At 49.0% G+C, this 17,513-nt stretch carries 10 protein-coding genes; 4 read left to right on the plus strand and 6 right to left on the minus strand.

Annotation, left to right across the window (positions count from 1 at the left end):
- The first annotated feature begins 32 nt into the window (after window positions 1–32).
- Window positions 33–776, plus strand: a complete 744-nt coding sequence (locus RF679_RS17465; protein WP_309481907.1) for a helix-turn-helix transcriptional regulator — start codon at window positions 33–35, stop codon at window positions 774–776.
- A 47-nt stretch (window positions 777–823) separates the two neighbouring features.
- Here RF679_RS17465 and RF679_RS17470 read toward each other — a convergent pair whose 3' ends face one another.
- Together RF679_RS17470 and RF679_RS17475 are read right to left on the minus strand one after the other, a co-directional pair.
- Window positions 824–1,318, minus strand: coding sequence for a nuclear transport factor 2 family protein (locus RF679_RS17470; protein ID WP_309481908.1), 495 nt, complete (start codon window positions 1,316–1,318; stop codon window positions 824–826).
- Window positions 1,319–1,553: 235 nt separating this feature from the next.
- A complete protein-coding gene (locus RF679_RS17475) occupies window positions 1,554–3,662 on the minus strand; it encodes an SPFH domain-containing protein (protein WP_309481909.1) in 2,109 nt (702 codons plus the stop codon).
- Between the two features lie 364 nt (window positions 3,663–4,026).
- On the opposite strand from RF679_RS17475, the gene RF679_RS17480 reads away from it, so the two are divergent.
- Window positions 4,027–4,593: a dienelactone hydrolase family protein gene (locus tag RF679_RS17480; RefSeq protein WP_309481910.1), complete on the plus strand. Its 567-nt coding sequence runs from the start codon at window positions 4,027–4,029 to the stop codon at window positions 4,591–4,593.
- 7 nt (window positions 4,594–4,600) lie between these two features.
- Here RF679_RS17480 and pbpC read toward each other — a convergent pair whose 3' ends face one another.
- Together pbpC and RF679_RS17490 are read right to left on the minus strand one after the other, a co-directional pair.
- Window positions 4,601–6,847: a penicillin-binding protein 1C gene (gene pbpC, locus RF679_RS17485; RefSeq protein WP_309484045.1), complete on the minus strand. Its 2,247-nt coding sequence runs from the start codon at window positions 6,845–6,847 to the stop codon at window positions 4,601–4,603.
- Between the two features lie 253 nt (window positions 6,848–7,100).
- Window positions 7,101–8,891 (minus strand): response regulator, encoded by a 1,791-nt coding sequence (locus tag RF679_RS17490; protein WP_309481911.1) that lies wholly within the window; start codon window positions 8,889–8,891, stop codon window positions 7,101–7,103.
- A gap of 383 nt (window positions 8,892–9,274) precedes the next feature.
- Between RF679_RS17490 and RF679_RS17495 the strand changes: the two genes are divergently transcribed.
- On the plus strand, window positions 9,275–13,357 hold the full coding sequence (locus RF679_RS17495; protein WP_309481912.1) for a two-component regulator propeller domain-containing protein: 4,083 nt from the start codon (window positions 9,275–9,277) through the stop codon (window positions 13,355–13,357).
- A gap of 56 nt (window positions 13,358–13,413) precedes the next feature.
- On the opposite strand, the gene RF679_RS17500 is transcribed toward RF679_RS17495, so the two are convergent.
- Window positions 13,414–14,388, minus strand: coding sequence for an alpha/beta hydrolase (locus tag RF679_RS17500; protein WP_309481913.1), 975 nt, complete (start codon window positions 14,386–14,388; stop codon window positions 13,414–13,416).
- 229 nt (window positions 14,389–14,617) lie between these two features.
- Between RF679_RS17500 and RF679_RS17505 the strand changes: the two genes are divergently transcribed.
- Window positions 14,618–15,796, plus strand: a complete 1,179-nt coding sequence (locus RF679_RS17505) for a hypothetical protein (RefSeq protein WP_309481914.1) — start codon at window positions 14,618–14,620, stop codon at window positions 15,794–15,796.
- 179 nt (window positions 15,797–15,975) lie between these two features.
- On the opposite strand, the gene RF679_RS17510 is transcribed toward RF679_RS17505, so the two are convergent.
- Entirely contained in the window at window positions 15,976–17,481 is a 1,506-nt protein-coding gene (locus tag RF679_RS17510; protein ID WP_309481915.1) for a DUF4214 domain-containing protein, read from the minus strand.
- Between the last annotated feature and the right edge of the window lie 32 nt (window positions 17,482–17,513).

The raw sequence follows: 17,513 nt of genomic DNA on the forward strand, positions 1-17,513 counted from the left end.
TTAAACTATTCATCATTATCGTGAGAAAAGCCATGACAGAAATCGGGCAGTTAATGAACACCATTAAGTACCAGTTGAAGCAGCAAGCTAAAACCTATCGCGACGTGGCGGAGGCGCTTAACCTGTCTGAGGCAAGTATCAAACGTATGTTCAGCCAGAGCAGCGACGCGCCGATGAGTTTAGAACGCTTGGTGCAGTTAAGTCATTTCCTTGGTTTTAGTTTGGCAGAGCTCACACAAGAAGCAAGCCTCAGCAATGCACGCTTAAATACGCTCACCTTGGAACAAGAAAAAGAAGTGATTTCGGATCCCGAGTTATTGATTATCGCGGTATGTGCAGTCAATCAATGGAGCATGAGCGATATCCTTGAGCACTATCATTTGAGCGAAGCAGTGTGCATCAAACATTTGCTGAAACTCGATCAATTACGCCTCATCACTTTGTTGCCGGGAAATCGCATACGACTCAATATCAGCCGTGACTTTGATTGGATACCCGGTGGTCCGATTCGCACTTATTTCCGCGAAGTCGGCATGCCAGATTTCCTCAATGCGCGCTTCCATCACGAAGGAGAAACTTTCAATTTCACGCATGGCATGCTGACCGAGGGCGCGATTTTGAAATTGCAAGTTGAATTACGCCAGTTGAAACGTCGCTTCGCAGAATTGCATGCGGAAAGCCTCAACGCACCGCTCAAGAAACGGCACGGCACAGCGCTACTGATGGCGATGCGGCAATGGGAACCTCAGGGCTTTTCCAAACTGCGAAAATCCTGAGTCTCCTTAACAGCTGCGCACAATATCACACTGAATTCAGTATCGATTTAGCTGCCACGCCGAGGCGTCATCGGCGTATAAGTGGCGGAACAAATTTTCAGTTGCCCCGCTTCATCGCAGAGCAAATAAGTACCGCGCATCGCGAACTCGCGGATCTGCTCTCCGGCGCGCATTTTAAACACCAATTTCGCAGAGACCATCCCCTGCGGTCCGAACTGCCGATACTCCCATCCCTGTATGTTTACTTCAGGTCCCGGGCCATTACGCGGCGTATCGTAAAACCCTAGCATTTTTTCGCGCACATCAAATTCACCGACCGGAGAGATCTCAAAATATTGACTGTGCGTTAGACGAGCCAAAGCCGCCTTATCAAAACTCACTTGCGCATTGACATGCGATTCGACCAAGGTTTTTGCCTCGTCAGGAACCACTGGTCGACCGTAAGCGACATAGTTCAGCAAAAAGAGGCCATAAAATACTGCGGCGGCAATCCATAAGAGACGATATTTCTTTTTCCAGTTACCCATACGATGTCCTTTCATTTCAAAGTTCCACAGGAAGCATTGAAACAAAACAAAAGAGACAAGGCAGCAATTTGCGACGAACTCACCTGTCGAGCGGATGAAGTCGGGGGATTAAGAGATGAAAAAGAGGAAGGTGATGTGCGCTATCAAAGCTGAAGCGGCACGTCCATTGCTGCTCGTGCCGCTTACACTACCAGATCTAGCACTTCAATAGGATTAACTAACTGAACGCCGGCCCTTCACAAGGACGACCTCAAAGTTTCTCCGTTTCACTAAGCGCCTTGTTAAGCTCAGGATTCAAACTCGGCTTCACCAAGTTTTGACTCACCAAGTTTGCCAACAAAACATTGACCAAAGAACTACCGCTCTCGCCATTTTGACCACCTGCAACGATCTGCGGTACCAAAGGAATCTTCGCTTCGGCCAAGGCACGGCCAACTTCGATTAGAGCATAATTGCTTTGACCAACCGCTTCTGTCTTACGCTGTATAACTTCGGCTTCAGCAGTACCCACTGCCAAGGTGTTTTCAGCTTTCGCCTTACCGACCACCGTGAAGACTTGCGCATCGGCTTCCGCATTGACGATTTTCGAACGTGCATCACCTTCTGCATTCAAGACCCGTGCATTCTTATCACCTTCGGCCTTTTTCACCATCGCACTTGCAGTGAATTGCGAAATTTCGACTTCACGTTCCGCTGCCACCACTTTCGATTGCGTATCTGCAATCGCCTGTGCTTGGGCCAACTCTTTGCGCGCGACTTGCGCCAATTGTTGGGTCTTAAAGGTGACTTGTTCTTGCTCAGCGATCTTGCGATCGGTCAGCGTTTTCATCAAAGCATCTGGTGGAGAAATATCACCAATCAAGGTATCGACCGCAACCACATTGTATTCACGCAAAGCTTCGGCGATGCGATTTTTCGCGTCGGCTTGACGTTGCGCACGCCCTTTCAAGAAGTCGATCACATCAGAGCCTTGGGCTGTGTTACGGAAGTAGTTACCAATCGTTGGTTCCAGCACTTGCGTCACCAAGTTCGCCACATTACCAAAGCGCGCGATGACTTTCGGCGCATCAGTACGCGGAATATGGATGATCTGCGACACGTCTAAGTTGAAGGTAAAACCATCGGAACTACGCACCGTAATGGTCGACAAATTTTTGTCCAAATTATGCGCTTCGGTTTTACCTGTTGCCCAGTTCAACACCACGTTCGCAGTCGGTACACATTCAACTTTATGCGTGTAAGGATTGATCGGATATTTACCCGGATCGAGTGGCTCTACCCACACCCCTTTCTGACCTTTCTTCACCAAATTACCGTGCTTGAAATTGTCGCCGGTCACGTCTTGACCCTCGGCACCAACATAGGCGATCACCACACCAGCATTAGCGATTGGCACCTTGGTCATCTCAACGATCTCGACAGTGGCAAATAAGGGATTGATAAAGTAACGTCCAGCCAAAATCACTTGTTCTTGCAAACCCTTGTAACCACCTGCGTCGATAAAGGCTTGGCCATTCTGATACATATTGTGATTGGTCACTTCATGTCCAGCGATTTCACCGGTATTCAAGGGAGCACCTTCGCGCGTGGTCACCACACCAACCATGTTCTCAGGTACATCGACCACATTGACCGCTTTCACAGAAAACAAACGTGGATTGATACGATAGTGACCGTTAGGAATCACCGAGATTTGTGGACCACGTTCACCACCACCATTCAGAAATGCTTGCGCGTCTTGAAAGGTATTCGATTCGACATGACGCGCCAACACGCGACCATTTGGCATAGGCTTACCACCATGGGCTTCGACGATACCGATCTGATTCTTCTCTATCGTTGTCACCGGTTCTTGCGACACGCGGAATAACAAAGTATTGATGCGGTACGAACCTTCTGGAATCACCAAACCTTGTGGGCCACGTTGGCCACCTCCGGTCAAGAAAGCACGTGCATCTTGATACATGTCGCAATCCACATGTTGACCGATGATGTCGCCATCATTCAAAGGCTCACCGTCGCGCGACTCCACCACTCCGATAAAATTTTCTGGAATAATCGTTAATGGCGCATTCACCACCGAGTATTGCCACGGCCACAAAGCGTAATGCACACCCGAGGCTAAGGTATCCACTTGGTCACCCGCTTCGCCGCTCAAAGCAACGATCTTGCCGGGAGGCAGATCTTTATGTTCGCCCCACAACACAAATTTCTTGGTGACCAGCCCAATCATATTATCGGGAATGATAATCACGCCAAAAAACCACAAGACGCGACGCCACAAAGCGACCAAAACGACTAATGCTACTATCCACAAATAGGACCATTGAAATGATCCGAGGTTTTCCAAACCGTTCATCTTATTCTCACTTTCTTCTGTATTGACGACATCTAAAGCGTACTTTTCGGTCGGACCACAGGCCCTCCATCACCAACTCGGTGCATTCTGTGCTAGCGAACATGGTGGGTTGTTGTACTTCTTCGTCCCCAATCATAGATTCGCTATCAAACACAATGCGCCTCGATCACACGCTTCGGTCGTGCCGTGCAGTATAAGAATTTGATTTTTTGTCACAACGGCAAAGCAGATCGTTTTTAACCAGAAATTCTCCACTATTCTCCGTTCAGATCGCGCATTCACTTGCTAATTCACGCTACTTGCTATACTCTGCGCGCTCTTGAATTTATCAGCCCGTTTTTTGTAATTGGGCCGCTACCAACCGATGTCGTCTGCTGTACTTTTAATCGCCACCGATGTCTATGGCGAGACTCACGCAAGCGCGGCACTGTGCCGCTACTTGGGACTCTCCACCAAGATCATCAGCCCCTACGCCGAAGCATGCTCTTTCCGAAATGAAAAAGAGGCCTATACGCGCTTTCTCGCGGAGGGTGGTATTGCGCATTACGCGAAGAAAATAGCCGAAGCGCTCGAACAAACAGAGGTTCAGCATTTTCTCGGTTTTGGAGTGGGTGGCAGTGCTTGGTGGATGAAGGCCGCACAACAATGCGCTCACTTGGATAGCGCGAACTTGTTCTACCCTTCACGGGTTCGCGACCATCTCGATTTGCAAAGTGCATGTCCGACACGCTTTATCTTTGCAGAACACGAACAGGCCTACACGAGTCAAACGGTCGTTGAAGAATTGCGCCAGCGTGGCTATCAAGCCGAAGTCGCCAAAGGTACGCAACACGGATTTATGAATGCCTATGCCGCCGGATTTTCCTTAAAACGTCAGACTGAATATCTTGATCAACTACTACAGACATTTCATCTGCAAAAAGCGGCCTAAGTTCGGCTTATTTTTTGTCGAGCGTAAAGTTGACGCTGTCAATATGACCTGCTGCATCGACCACTGTGATGCTATGATTTCCTGCCTCTTGAACAAGGATGGTTTGACGTTTCTTTGGTCCAGCAGCAAGCTGTTGACCATCCAATAGCCAATACAACACGCCACTTCCTCCCACTGCATCCACGCTCAAGCTGACCGCAGTTTGACCTGGAGCGGGGCGCATCCGGGTTCCGCTTTTTACACCCATCAGACGCACACTGGCGCCACTTCCACCACTGCTATTCGGAGCACATTCACTCGACCAAGGTAGCAGGCCTAACTCTAGCTTTTTCGATGGCGCTAACCATGCCTCTAACAAAGAAGGCCATCGAGCAACTTCGCGCGCTTGCGCACGGGCATTGCAATTCGGACTGGTACTCGTCTGATTGAGCGGATCAATCCATATCGTTTCAATCAGACTACGTGAACGCAAACGATCTGGTAGAGTTGGTGGAATCGTGTCGCGCAAAATCCATGCGCTGCGCTTCACATGACAATGTTCTGCTGGTGTTAGGGACGCCGCAATTCCCAGTGGCCAACAAATCTGTGCACTACTCACGTCTTTTGGCATCTCTCGTGGCAAAGCTTCACCACGCGGAAGTGCATAGGCAATTTGATGTAATAAAGGCGCGGCGACATTTGCACCAAAAAAGCCCGGATTCGGGGTTCCATCGGGGCGACCAATCCATACCCCCAAAGTATAGGGTCCACTCACACCGACCGCCCAAGCGTCACGAAAACCGTAACTCGTGCCGGTCTTCCAAGCCAGCCGCACGCCGCTGGCATCGCCCTCCACAAACGGTTGATCAGGATGGCCGCCCGCCTCCAAAATAGAACGAATGATGAAGGCAGCACCTTCACTCATCAAGCGACTTTCCTTCAATGGACTGTCGGGCGTAATTCGTGGCGTGCCAGCCATTCCCTTCATAGCCAGCGCGCGATAAGCGCCGACCAGCTCTTCAAGACTGGTTCCTGCTCCTCCTAAAATCACACTCAAATTCGGACTCGCATCTTTGGGAAGGCGTAGGCGCAAACCAGCTGCTGACAAGCGTGCTGTGAAACGGCTTGGTCCGATACGATCAAGCAGGTCCACTGCGGGCACATTGAGAGAACGCTGGAGCGCCTCGGAAACACTGACTGGCCCTGAGAAACTCGCCTGGAAATTCCCCGGATCGTAGCCGCCAAACGACTGCGGCGTATCGGCCATCAAACTCTCTGAATGAATTAAGCCTTCGTCCAAGGCCATCGCATACAGAAATGGCTTTAAAGTTGAGCCGGGTGAGCGTATGCCACGTACCATATCGACGTGACTAAATCGCCGCGTATCAGAAAAATCTGCAGAACCTGCATAACCTAATACCTCCATGGAGCGGCTATCGACCACCAAGGCGGCCATCGAGACGAAGCGTGGTAACTGATTGACTTTGTCAGCGAGCATACGCTCTAAGATGGTTTGAATTTCGCGATCAAGCGTCGACCTGACGATCGCAATTTCTGACTTTTTTGTTTTATGCAGGCGCGCCTCGCGCCGCGCTGCTTGATGTAAGCGTTCGGCAGCCAGTGGCGCAAGCCAATTGGCGCGCGGTGGGTTAGCTCCGACTTTTTCGATCAGCGCATCTTCCACTTCCGCATTGCTCCAATGTTTCAGCTCGGCCATGCGACGCAGCACTTTGTCGCGCGCTTGCTGTGCCAATTCAGGATGGCGATCGGGACGTAAACGCGAAGGTGCTTGTGGCAACACCACCAACAAAGCCGCTTCGGCGGAAGATAAGGTCTGCGCACTCTTTCCAAGGTAGCTACGGCTCGCCATCTCGACGCCTTCGACAATACCTCCCATCGGCGCATGGTTCAGGTACAGCGTCAAAATTTCATCTTTGGAGAGACGCATCTCAAGCTGAATCGCACGCGCTATCTGTCGTACTTTCCCAGCCATGCTACGTGGCACGGGTTCAATGGCTCGCGCCACTTGCATGGTCAAGGTTGAGCCCCCCGACACAATATGGCCGTTCACCACCCACTGCCAGGCGGCTCGCCCCAAGGCTAAAGGATTCACGCCCGGATGCCAACGAAACCATCGATCTTCGTAGGTCATCAAGGCATCAATATACTTAGGTGAGACTTGCTTAGGTGTGACTGGATAGCGCCATACTCCATCGGCATCGGGCCACCCTCGCAAAGGGCTACCGTCACGCGCAACCACTACCATACCCGGCATGTCGCGAGGAATCGGTGGTGGAAATATCTGATCCAACAAAAGCAATGCACTCAAGAGTAAGGCGAGCCCACCTCGCCAAGGATGTGCTCGTAACCAGTGCCATGCACCACTAGCTGCTCGTCGGAAAACAGAAAAGAATTTATTCACGCGGCAAAACTAAATAGAAAGCTTAAGAAAGTGCCATTCTAAATGTTTTACAGGTGTTGCAGTCACGGACTGCGAAGGCAAGCCATGAAGTTTCTAAAACTCAGACCTACGCCAAGCTCAACAATTGATGACGAGCTTGTTCCAAAATCTCAGCTAATTCTGCTTGCGTACAAGGCTTACTCAAGCAGGCATCAAAACCTTGCTCAAGAAAACGCTGACGACTACGTTCATCGTCATGACCAGAATAAGCCACAATAAAGCTCGATTTTTGAGCCTGTCGTTTTTGATAATCACGAATCGCCGACATCGCTTCAACCCCACCCATGACAGGCATCTCGATGTCCATAATGATCAAATCTGGGCGCTTCGTTTGAATGCGATCAAGTGCCATACGACCATTAATGGCGCTGTCCAAACGGAAAGCCGGCGCTTGAAAATTATCGCTCATCACCATGTGGTTAAAATCGTCATCGTCGACCAGAAGAACCGACATTCCTTCATGCGAAATCGCCGACGAGGCATGTGTAGGTCGCGCTGCGTGCTCCTTGATTTGTACCGGTGGACTACTTTGCTTGGCGCGATGCAGCCTCAAAGTCAAGGTGGTTCCATCTTCTTCCGAAGTATGCATGTTCAAACTACCGCCCTGCACCTTCGCTAACAAATGGGAAGAATAGGTTCCTAATCCCGTACCACCAACCTTGCCCGCGGTCGAGTATTTATCAAAGAAACTGCTGCGTAATTCAAGCGGTACCGTACCTTGATTGTGAATCGCCAACAAGATTTGCGGGCCGTCAATCAAGGTCACCATCACTGTTGAATGTTCTGGGGCGGCCTCAACCGCATTCTTCAGCAAATTACCGATGATGGAATAACACAAAGAATCGTCAGCTTCCGCGAATACATGCGGCTCATCACTCGGAACATGGATGTTAACTGACTTCGAATGGGCATGTGCCGCCAAGCCCAATGCCACCGAGCTCACGATATTGGTCATGTCAACCGAACTGGGGCGGAACACGTAACTTCCGCTTTCCATGCGAAACAAGTCAAGCGAGAGATTCACCATGCTCAAAGCACGATTGGTTGCGCTCTCGATCATGCAGAGAATATCTTCCTCGTGCTTACTCATCGTTCGCCCCGCTCTCAACAGCGTTGGGGCAGCAGCGATGCTGACTAAGGGCGTCTTCAAATCATGGCGGGAAATCCGTTCCACGTCTTCCAAAGTGCGTAAAGCTTGTTGCAAAGCCTGATTTTTCTCATCGAGCTCACGTGTACGCAAAGCGACTCGTTCTTCCAAAAATTTTTCAGATTCCTGTAACTTCTTCAGGGTGACATTCAGGTCAGCATTCAATTGACGCAGCTGCTCATTCTGCAAGGTCAGCAAACGCTCATGCGAAAACGCCTGCAACGCGGAACGCACTGTCAATAAAATGTCTTCGTGATTAAACGGCTTTTCTAAGAAGCGATACAGATTCGCTTGGTTAATCGCTTTTTTGACGCCATCAAAGTCACTTTGACCAGTCAACATAATGGTCATCGTACGCGGGCTACGTTTGTGGATTTCGATCAGCAGTTCATCGCCGCGCATGCCGGGCATGAGGAAGTCAGAAATAACCACTCCAACTGTTTCATCACTTTTTTGTAAATCTTCAATAATCTCGAGAGCTTCTTCTCCGCTCTCTGCGATCTCGATGAGAAAGTTGGAGCCGAGCGCGTGCTCCAGCAAGGTGCGCAACGCCACCAGCACGGTCGTGTCATCATCAACGCAGAGGATAATGCCGCTTTCCTTCATCGGGGGTTCCCACTCCAACAAGAAGCCGAACTTCATATCTTCTTGACTTGCCCAAACCAATTTAATCACGAACAGTCTAGGTAGTTTCGCACCGACAGTAGACATTAACCTCCGTCGATGGCACATGTTTTAGAACAGTATTCCCTAAGAAAAGATGTTGCGCAAGAGGAATTTTTTCAAATTGATGCCGCAGGGGACTCACTTCAATGATCTACCTCAAACACCGCCGAGTCTTTGGTCAGACAGCAGCCAGTTCACCCCAGTAATATCGGAAGAACCACCGAAAAAACGATGGCACCAACTAGATTCTCGCGAGGGGGTTGCAATAAGAAATAACAAAATACTACGCATGATAAAAAGCAACAAAGTCTCATAATTATCATGTGCAAAGCTCGCGCCGTAGATCGAGCTATAGCCCTTGGTGATACTATCAAAATCGTATCTGGTGTACGCCTTGCCCTGCTCCAATTTGCCGAGAATCGATTTTCATGAAGTTATCACCTTCACCACTCTATCGAATCCTGCCTCTGCGCAAGTTAATGATTTGCCTGTCGCTGGCGTCGCTCCTCATCCAATCCCTTGCATTTGCCCAAGTCACGCCATCAGCAAGTCCGACTGCGTCGGCATCAAAGCATCATATTCCATACCCTCAAGATTTTTGGTTCACTCACCATTACTTCGAAAAGGTCGGAGACGAAGAATCCTTACCCATCAACATCGTTACTTCATTAGCACAAGATAGTTTTGGTTTCTTATGGATTGGAACGCAAAGTGGCTTGGTGCGCTTCGACGGTTATCGTTTCGAGAAATTCAATCACAGCACAAGACAGGCGTTTTCTCTACCCGATGACTACGTCAAGACTCTGGTACCTGCAAAAGACGGAAAATTATGGGTCGCTGGTTATGGCGGGAAAATTGCACTCTTTAATCCAGCACTCCGCCAATTCAAAGAAATCATGTTGTCGCCCCAGTTCGCGGATGAGACGAGCGTGGGTCGAATCATTGGTATGGCAGGCGATTCTAAGGGCGGTCTATGGGTCGCAGCAGAGGCACTCGGCCTAGCCTATCTTCCTGCAGATAGCGGGAAATTGATTCGCTTCGCCCCTGGTCAAGGTTCCGTGATGTCTTTGCAGAACCAAAAGATTCGCAGTATTTATGTCGACCGTAACGATCATCTCTGGATTGGCACCTTCAGCGGCTTGCTCCATCTCGCCCCCGGATCGACCGAACTAGAATCTTTTGCTTCGGATCCAAATACGCCAGACTCTCTCGCTGAGCACGGGATCAGTAGCATCTTCGAGGCGAAAGATGGAAAGCTGTGGCTCGGCCTGACCCGTAGCGGTGCCGCTTGGCTCGATCCAGGGACACGTCAACTGCATCGCATCACACTCGATTCAATCCAAGGCAATACCTTAGCTGACAACGTCGTCGATGGCATTATTCAGGCCGACACTGACGAGATTTGGTTATCGCGCTATGGCTTTGGCATTTATGTTGTAAGCGCCAAAGATGGCACGATCTTACATCGCATGCGAAATGATCCTGCCATTCCAAGCAGCCTAGCACTTGATCAAATTGGCGCCATGTTACGTGACCGCTCAGGCTTACTCTGGATCGGTACTTGGGGAGCAGGAATTCAAAAGCACCTCCCCAGTCATGACACCATCCGTATGCTGCGTCACAGCCCAACTTACTCCACTGGCCTGACGCGTTCGAATGTGCGCAGCATCCTCGAAACCAAGGACGGACGTATCTTGGTCGGTACCGAGGGAAGCGGCATCGATATTTTTGATCGGCGCCGTGGGCTGATTGGCGGTTATCGCCCCACATCGAATCAATCAAGCACATCGATGGCACCTGCGGTGCTGGCGCTCGTAGAAACCAATGATGGAAGTCTCTGGGCAGGAACCCGCCAATCAGGATTAAAACGTCTCGCGGCCGGTGCCAAAGAATGGCAAACCTACTCTGTTGCTGACGGCTTACCAAGTAATCAAACCCCCACCCTTTTTGTCAGCAGCAAAAACGAATTGTGGGTTGGCACCACCCAAGGCTTCGCCCGTTGGCTACCTTCCGAACAGAAATTTGAAGGTTTTGCCACCAACAAAGATATTCTCAATGCGGGATATGTCACTGCGATCAAAGAGGATCAACAAGGCCGCATTTGGGCCGCCAGCGAACGCGGTGTGTGGGTCTTAGATCCCAATACACAAGATCTCAAACAAATTACGCACTTGGATTACGACCCCAAGAGCCTTTCCAACGATGATGTCAATGGCATTTTAATTGACCGCAAAGGTCGGATTTGGATTGATACCTCACAAGGTTTCGATCGTCTCATTAAGTGGGATGGCAATACCGCTGAGTTCGAACATATCAGCGACACAACCGAGCATCCCAATCTATACATGGGCGGGAATTTACTCGAAGATGAACGGGGTCGCATTTGGACCCAATGGTTCATCTATGATCCCGAAACGAAAAAACTGAGTTTGCTCCCCAAGAGCACAGGTATCGATATCGGCACTGCGTGGATAGGTAGTTACACCAAAACCCATGACGGTCTCTTCATTTTTGGTGGCACAAAAGGCGCAGCCATTATCGCCCCAAACAAGTTCGATACTTGGGAGCACAATCCGCAACTCGCCATCACCCGTTTCAGGGTTGATGGAATCGATCAAAACCTCAATCAGATCAACACGGGATTGAAATTACGCACAGATCAAAAACGCTTTGAGTTAGAGTTCTCCGCGCTTGACTACCTCGTGCCGCAAAAAAACCGATACGCCTATCGCCTACTTGGTTATCAAAGCGATTGGATTGAAACCGACTCAGAACATCGCAGCGTCAGCTACGGCAATCTCTGGCCAGGTGAGTATACGCTTCAAATACGCGGTAGTAATCACCAAGGGGTGTGGAGTGACCAAGAAATCAGCATTCCCATCGAAGTACAACCCCAATTCTGGCAAACCAAGTGGTTCATACTTTGTATTTTATTTGGCGTTGGTGGCAGCATCTATTTCATGTATAAGATGCGCATTGAACGCGTACGCAAAGAAAAACGTATCCTGCAGGCTTTGGTCGATGCACGCACTGCAGATATTTTAAAACTAGGCGAAGTCGGGCAAGGCCTCACCGCCACACTCGATACCGAAAAAGCCTTCACACGAATTCGCGATCAAGTGTTTGCGCGTGTCGATGCCTACGTCTTTGGCATCGCCTTCTTTAACACGAATACCAATGCGATTGAATTTGATTACATGATAGAGGGCGGAGTTCGACAAGAACCCTTCCAATACACGCTCGATGAAAAAAATCGTCCGGCGGTTTGGTGTGTCGAACACAAACGGGAATTGCTAACGCATACCGAAGCGGAGTTGCTGCAATATTTTGACTATATCGCGCCGGCCAAGTCGGGCGAGCCTATGCAATCGATCTTGTATTTACCCTTGGTTCTCGAGGAAAAAGTAATCGGATGCATGACGGTACAAAGCCCGCGCAAACACGCCTATTCGCCCAATCAATTGGAGTTCCTACGCGCCCTTGTGAACTACGTTGCGATCGCGCTCGCCAACTCTCAATCACACAGAAATTTAGTGGATGCGCAGCGACAATTAGCGCAGCAAGAAAAGATGGCTTCTTTAGGTCAGCTGGTCGCCAACGTCGCTCATGAAATTAACACTCCCATCGGCGCCATCAAATCGAGCGGCAACAACATCTCCAACGCACTCAACACAGCGATGTCGGACTTGACGCGCTTAATGTATTTGCTCGATCACGATATTCGGGAATTGTTTCTCGACTTGATTGCCACACTCAATGAGAGCAGTATGATCTTGAATACCCGCGAAGAGCGGCGTGTTATCAGCGAGACCAGCACCGCTCTGGAAAATTTGGGAATTACTGAAGCGCGCCGCAAAGCAGCAATCTTGGTACAACTTGGCGCACAACAACAAATCGAACGCTTTCTACCTTTGCTCCAACATCAAGAATGTGATCGCATTCTACGGGCGGCCAATGAAATCGCGGCGATCGTTAATAGCACGAAAAACATTCAAGTCGCAGTTGATCGCGTCTCCAAAATTGTGTTCGCCTTCAAATCATTCTCACGCATTGGCACCAGCAACGAAAAACAAATGAGTAGCTTGCGTGAGGGCATGGAAACGGTTCTTACGCTTTATCAGAACAAGATTAATAAAGGTACGGAATTAGTTTGCCAATTTGAGGATATTCCCGATATCGCTTGCTGGCCCGATGAATTAGTGCAGGTATGGATGAACTTAATCCATAACGCATTACAGGCCATGGATTACCAAGGCATTTTAACAATTAGCATCAAGAAACGCGACAACAATGCTGTCGTGGTGATTGCCGATACCGGCCCCGGCATTCCGGAAGCGATCCGCGACAAAATCTTTGATGTATTCTTCACCACTAAACCAGCCGGTGAAGGCAGTGGACTTGGCCTCGACATTGTGAAGAAAATTATCAACAAACATCATGGCACGATCCACTTTGAAACGGAGATCGACAAGGGTACCAGCTTTATTATCTCGCTCCCTTACGACTACTAAAAACTTGTGTACCCAGGAGCCGTGATGTAAGCCGCATAGCGACTCAGATTCAAGATCTATTTTTTCACGAGTGTCGATCGCAAAAACGACACGATTTGATTCACAAAATCCTGATTGAGCGGGAGCATTGGATCACTGTAAGACTCAACCTGCTTACTGGTCTCCATCGAAACATCTTTGAAAATATGATTCATGCCTCGCACGATAATCAACTTTGATCCAGGTGCTGCGGCGGCCAACATTTCCGCTTCGCTCACTGGCACTTGTATATCGTGATCACCTTGTACAATCGCAATCGGCAAACGTAACTGTCCTAAGATATCTTTGGGTACCACTGGGAACCAAGAAATCAAATAGTTTTGCACACTTGGTCGATACAGAGGCAATAGAGGAGCTGGCACATCACGTACAAACTCACCACGCTCTAATTTGCCCAAGATCGATTCATTCGCTTGGGCGAGCTCCGGTGGAAATTTACCTTGCAATTGCGTCCGCAAAATCTTTGATGCCGCTTGCGCAGGACCAGCAATCGAAACTAAAGCATCTACTTTTTGATTTTTTGCTGCAAGAATGGCGAGGCTAGAACCTTCGCTATGACCAATCACTGCAACGCTACCGAAGCGATTATCGTTCGAGAGTTGTTTAATCCACGCTTCGACATCGCCGACATAGGTTTGGAAACGTAAACTCTCTTCATCACGCGCAGCACCAAGGCTTGCGGCGACACCGCGTTTATCAAAACGCACCGAGGCAAAGCCCGCGATGGCGAGCTCCTCTGCCAACATCTTCAAGCTATCATTCTTACCGCGCACGGCTGCCGAGTTACCGTCGCGATCAGTCGGTCCAGAACCTGCAACAATCAAGACGACCGGCGGTTTGGTCTTATGCGTCGGGAATAAAAGAGTGCCGTGCAAGGCATTATTGCCCTCGCCACACACCACCGGTAAGGTTTGGATCTCAGCAAAAGCGACTTGCGCCCAACTCAAAACAAACAGCAAAACGAGTTGCGGTATTCTCGAAACAGCCAACATAGTCTCTACTCCGAAAGCAAAACACAATGAACACAGCTGACCTCTGACTCTTCGCGACTTTGGTCGGCATCCCTGCTTTCGAAGTATAACAAGCCGCGACTATCGCGTACAGAAAACGCTACTTCGCAACAATTTCACTAGATGGGTGAGGCAAATACGAATTTCTCATCAAAAAATTGATATGCTGCCCTCGCTTTTTAATACAACGCCCGAAAGGACTAGCACAAACATGTTCAATCATTTTTCGCGCATCACTCGCACCACGTTTTATTCCGCATCGATCTTGTGCGTCGCGCTTTTCTCTAATACCAGCCAGGCGCAAGATCAATTTCTCAGCAACGAAAACATGCAAAAAGCATGTCAACTTCAAGAATCCAAAAAGTTTAAGTACGGAAACACCAATCAAGACAAACAAACACAAGTGATTTGTCGCGACATCGCTCTGCTAAAGCAAATCGCTCGTTGGTTTGAACTACTCAAGTTAGAGCCAAACAAGAATCTATCGAACAAAAATTTCGACGCAATGCTGCGTAAAGAACTCAACTACGTTAGGAGTGAACTCGGTGCAGGCCGTCAAATCCTTGAAAGCTTGCAGCTCAAGCCTAATGAGGGCTTGCTGTTGGAGCCGGCTCAATGGCAGATAGATCTTAATGGCGACGGCAAACTCAATCCTTGGGAAAAATATTTCTTTGCAGTGGTCAAACCCGGTGAGCGCCCATTCAACCTAGGTATGCCTAGCGATGATCCCACTTACTATCAACAACACTTCAATCTTGAAGCTCGCTTTCGGGTCGATCAAAGTGATGTCTACTGGGCTCTTGCGTATCATCAGTTTTTCGAAGGTTTCGCTAACTTCATTTTGTCTTTCCAGCTTGACGAATCGAAGCGCGGTCAATTTCAAATCAATATGATCGATCAAGCTTCACTCACGAAAGCCCATCAGCTGATTGGTAGCGGTCTCGCGACATCTGAAAAAATGCGTCAGTCTTTACTCGCAGAGACTGATGATGAACTCGAATGGATTCCGAATCCGCACCAGAAGAATCATGTTTTTCCGCTCGCCATGAACCAAGTCGCCTTCGACTTGTGGGGACAATTTCTAGCCGAGTTCACTCCCTTATGGAATGGCAAAACACTGGCCACAGCACAGCCTGATGCCGGCGGATTAATTGGTGAAGTTGGTCGATTATGCCCAGCCGGAACCGGCATTAGTGTCGCCACGCTGTTCCAAAAAGCGCCGTCTAGTTTTTCACACTTTAAATCAACTCAGTATGCTTGCACCAAGATCGATGCGAAACATCCGCAGAGCGGATTTATGGAATTCGCTCGTAAAGCCATCGAACAAAGCGCGCGTGAACGCGGCAATCCCGAATGGAGTTTTCTACGATATTTTTATTGGGTGAACTAAGCTCAGCGAAAGTCGCTACCCGACGCATTGATGTAGCAAAGTAAGATGCCACCCGCAGAACACTGCTCGGTGGCATTTTTACTTTGGTGTCGTGCACTACGATGAATAGTCAATCAGACTCTCATCAAAACTAAATAAAGCAACTAAGTCGGATACCACATCGAGAACTAAGACGGAAACTAAGTCGATAAATTATATTGGTCAGGACTAATGCCGATCAGGCTCAGAGCAGCACTGGTATCGGTGGGTGTCACTAGGGCTGCGATCTGCATGCCTTTGGCAATGGAATCATTGTCGCTGTTATAGTTGAGCCCTGCCTTGACGGCAAAGGCATGTGCCACAGTGACTTTATTGTCGAGAAGATCGGCCACCCAACCGTACTGCGAGTCACCTTTGAAAGTGTGTGCGCTATACAAAATCTTTAGAACCAAACTGCCGTGATTATCAACACCACTCGATAAAGCATTCGTCCAATATTGCAAGCCTTCAGGATCGGCGCCATCGACACGGCCCAACACATTTTTATAGATGACATTCACGAAGGCTTCATTCGTCATGTCCTTGGTGTAGCCGGTCAGCGCTGAGAAAGCAATTCCTGCACCGTAGAAGGACTCGGCAATTTGCATCAAACTGCGGCCACCTTTCAAATCGTTGATCCAGTATTGCAATCCATCTGCATCTGGTACTCGGTTAAAGAAGGCGACATAGAGTTCTTCAAGGCGCATTAATTCGATCGCTGAAATCGATGAGGCCACCGCCTGCACCTGTAAATTGACGGTCATGTCCGTGAAGTGGAGGCGCTCGATATTGAGTAAAGCATCGGTCCCTTCTTTACCAACCACCGTCATACCGCCACCGATCGCGCTACCTAGATTTATTTTATAAGAGGCTCGATTGCTACCAAAGTTGACCGTATCGTTACCACCTTGGCCATCAATCACATCATTACCCGCCGTTGCTTGAACTGCGTCATTCTTTTCAGTGGCATAGAAGTATTTTCCCTGTGAGCCAACTCCAAGATTTCCGCCTAGTCCATCGCCCCCATACAACCACTTCAAAGCAGCGATATCGTCGGGGCCATACACTGAGTGCAAATTGGTTTGCTGATACGACATCAAGGTATAGTCAGTGTTATCTTCTTCTGCAGGCAAAGTCACTGAGCCTTCAAAAGGATGCTTTAATCCCATCGCATGACCGATCTCATGCATTAAGAGTTCATATGCGTAATTGCCAGCGGCTGGCGCCGCGTAACGATCACCTGATTCGGCATTGTCGACATACACGTAGGCCTGAGCGACATAGCTGACGATTGTCTGACTGGGGTCGTAAGAGTAGTTAAAGGTCCATTGCGTCAAACCAGCATTATTCGCATTGGTGATATTGGCATTGGCAAAATGCAGGTCCGCCTTGGTGCCGTTCGCCACTTCCGAAAAAGTAATACCAGTAATCTGGTTCAAGGTGTTCAGAATTTCACGCACCGCATTTTTTTGCATGATGTTAAATGCCGTCAGTGCGCCGCTTACGCCATTACTTTTCGGATCAGTGCCTTCGGTCACCGAAAAACTGTAATACAAAACAGTTCGGCTTGGGGTAAGCCAATTCCAACCAGGACCAGTATCGAGTAAAGCATCGATATGATTCCATCCTGACAAAAAACTCGCTTTGATGGTATCTAATTTGGGCACGACGACATCCTTAACAAACAACAAACACTACA

The sequence above is a fragment of the Undibacterium cyanobacteriorum genome (assembly GCF_031326225.1).
GTDB classification, from domain to species: Bacteria; Pseudomonadota; Gammaproteobacteria; order Burkholderiales; family Burkholderiaceae_D; genus Undibacterium; species Undibacterium cyanobacteriorum.

Excerpts from the sequence above, each read along its gene's own strand:
- RF679_RS17465 (WP_309481907.1), top strand. The coding sequence starts at position 33 with ATGACAGAAATCGGGCAGTTAATGAACACCATTAAGTACCAGTTGAAG.
- pbpC (WP_309484045.1), bottom strand. The coding sequence starts at position 6,847 with ATGCCGGGTATGGTAGTGGTTGCGCGTGACGGTAGCCCTTTGCGAGGG.
- RF679_RS17495 (WP_309481912.1), top strand. The coding sequence starts at position 9,275 with ATGAAGTTATCACCTTCACCACTCTATCGAATCCTGCCTCTGCGCAAG.
- RF679_RS17490 (WP_309481911.1), bottom strand. The coding sequence starts at position 8,891 with ATGTCTACTGTCGGTGCGAAACTACCTAGACTGTTCGTGATTAAATTG.
- RF679_RS17480 (WP_309481910.1), top strand. The coding sequence starts at position 4,027 with ATGTCGTCTGCTGTACTTTTAATCGCCACCGATGTCTATGGCGAGACT.
- RF679_RS17475 (WP_309481909.1), bottom strand. The coding sequence starts at position 3,662 with ATGAACGGTTTGGAAAACCTCGGATCATTTCAATGGTCCTATTTGTGG.
- RF679_RS17505 (WP_309481914.1), top strand. The coding sequence starts at position 14,618 with ATGTTCAATCATTTTTCGCGCATCACTCGCACCACGTTTTATTCCGCA.
- RF679_RS17500 (WP_309481913.1), bottom strand. The coding sequence starts at position 14,388 with ATGTTGGCTGTTTCGAGAATACCGCAACTCGTTTTGCTGTTTGTTTTG.
- RF679_RS17470 (WP_309481908.1), bottom strand. The coding sequence starts at position 1,318 with ATGAAAGGACATCGTATGGGTAACTGGAAAAAGAAATATCGTCTCTTA.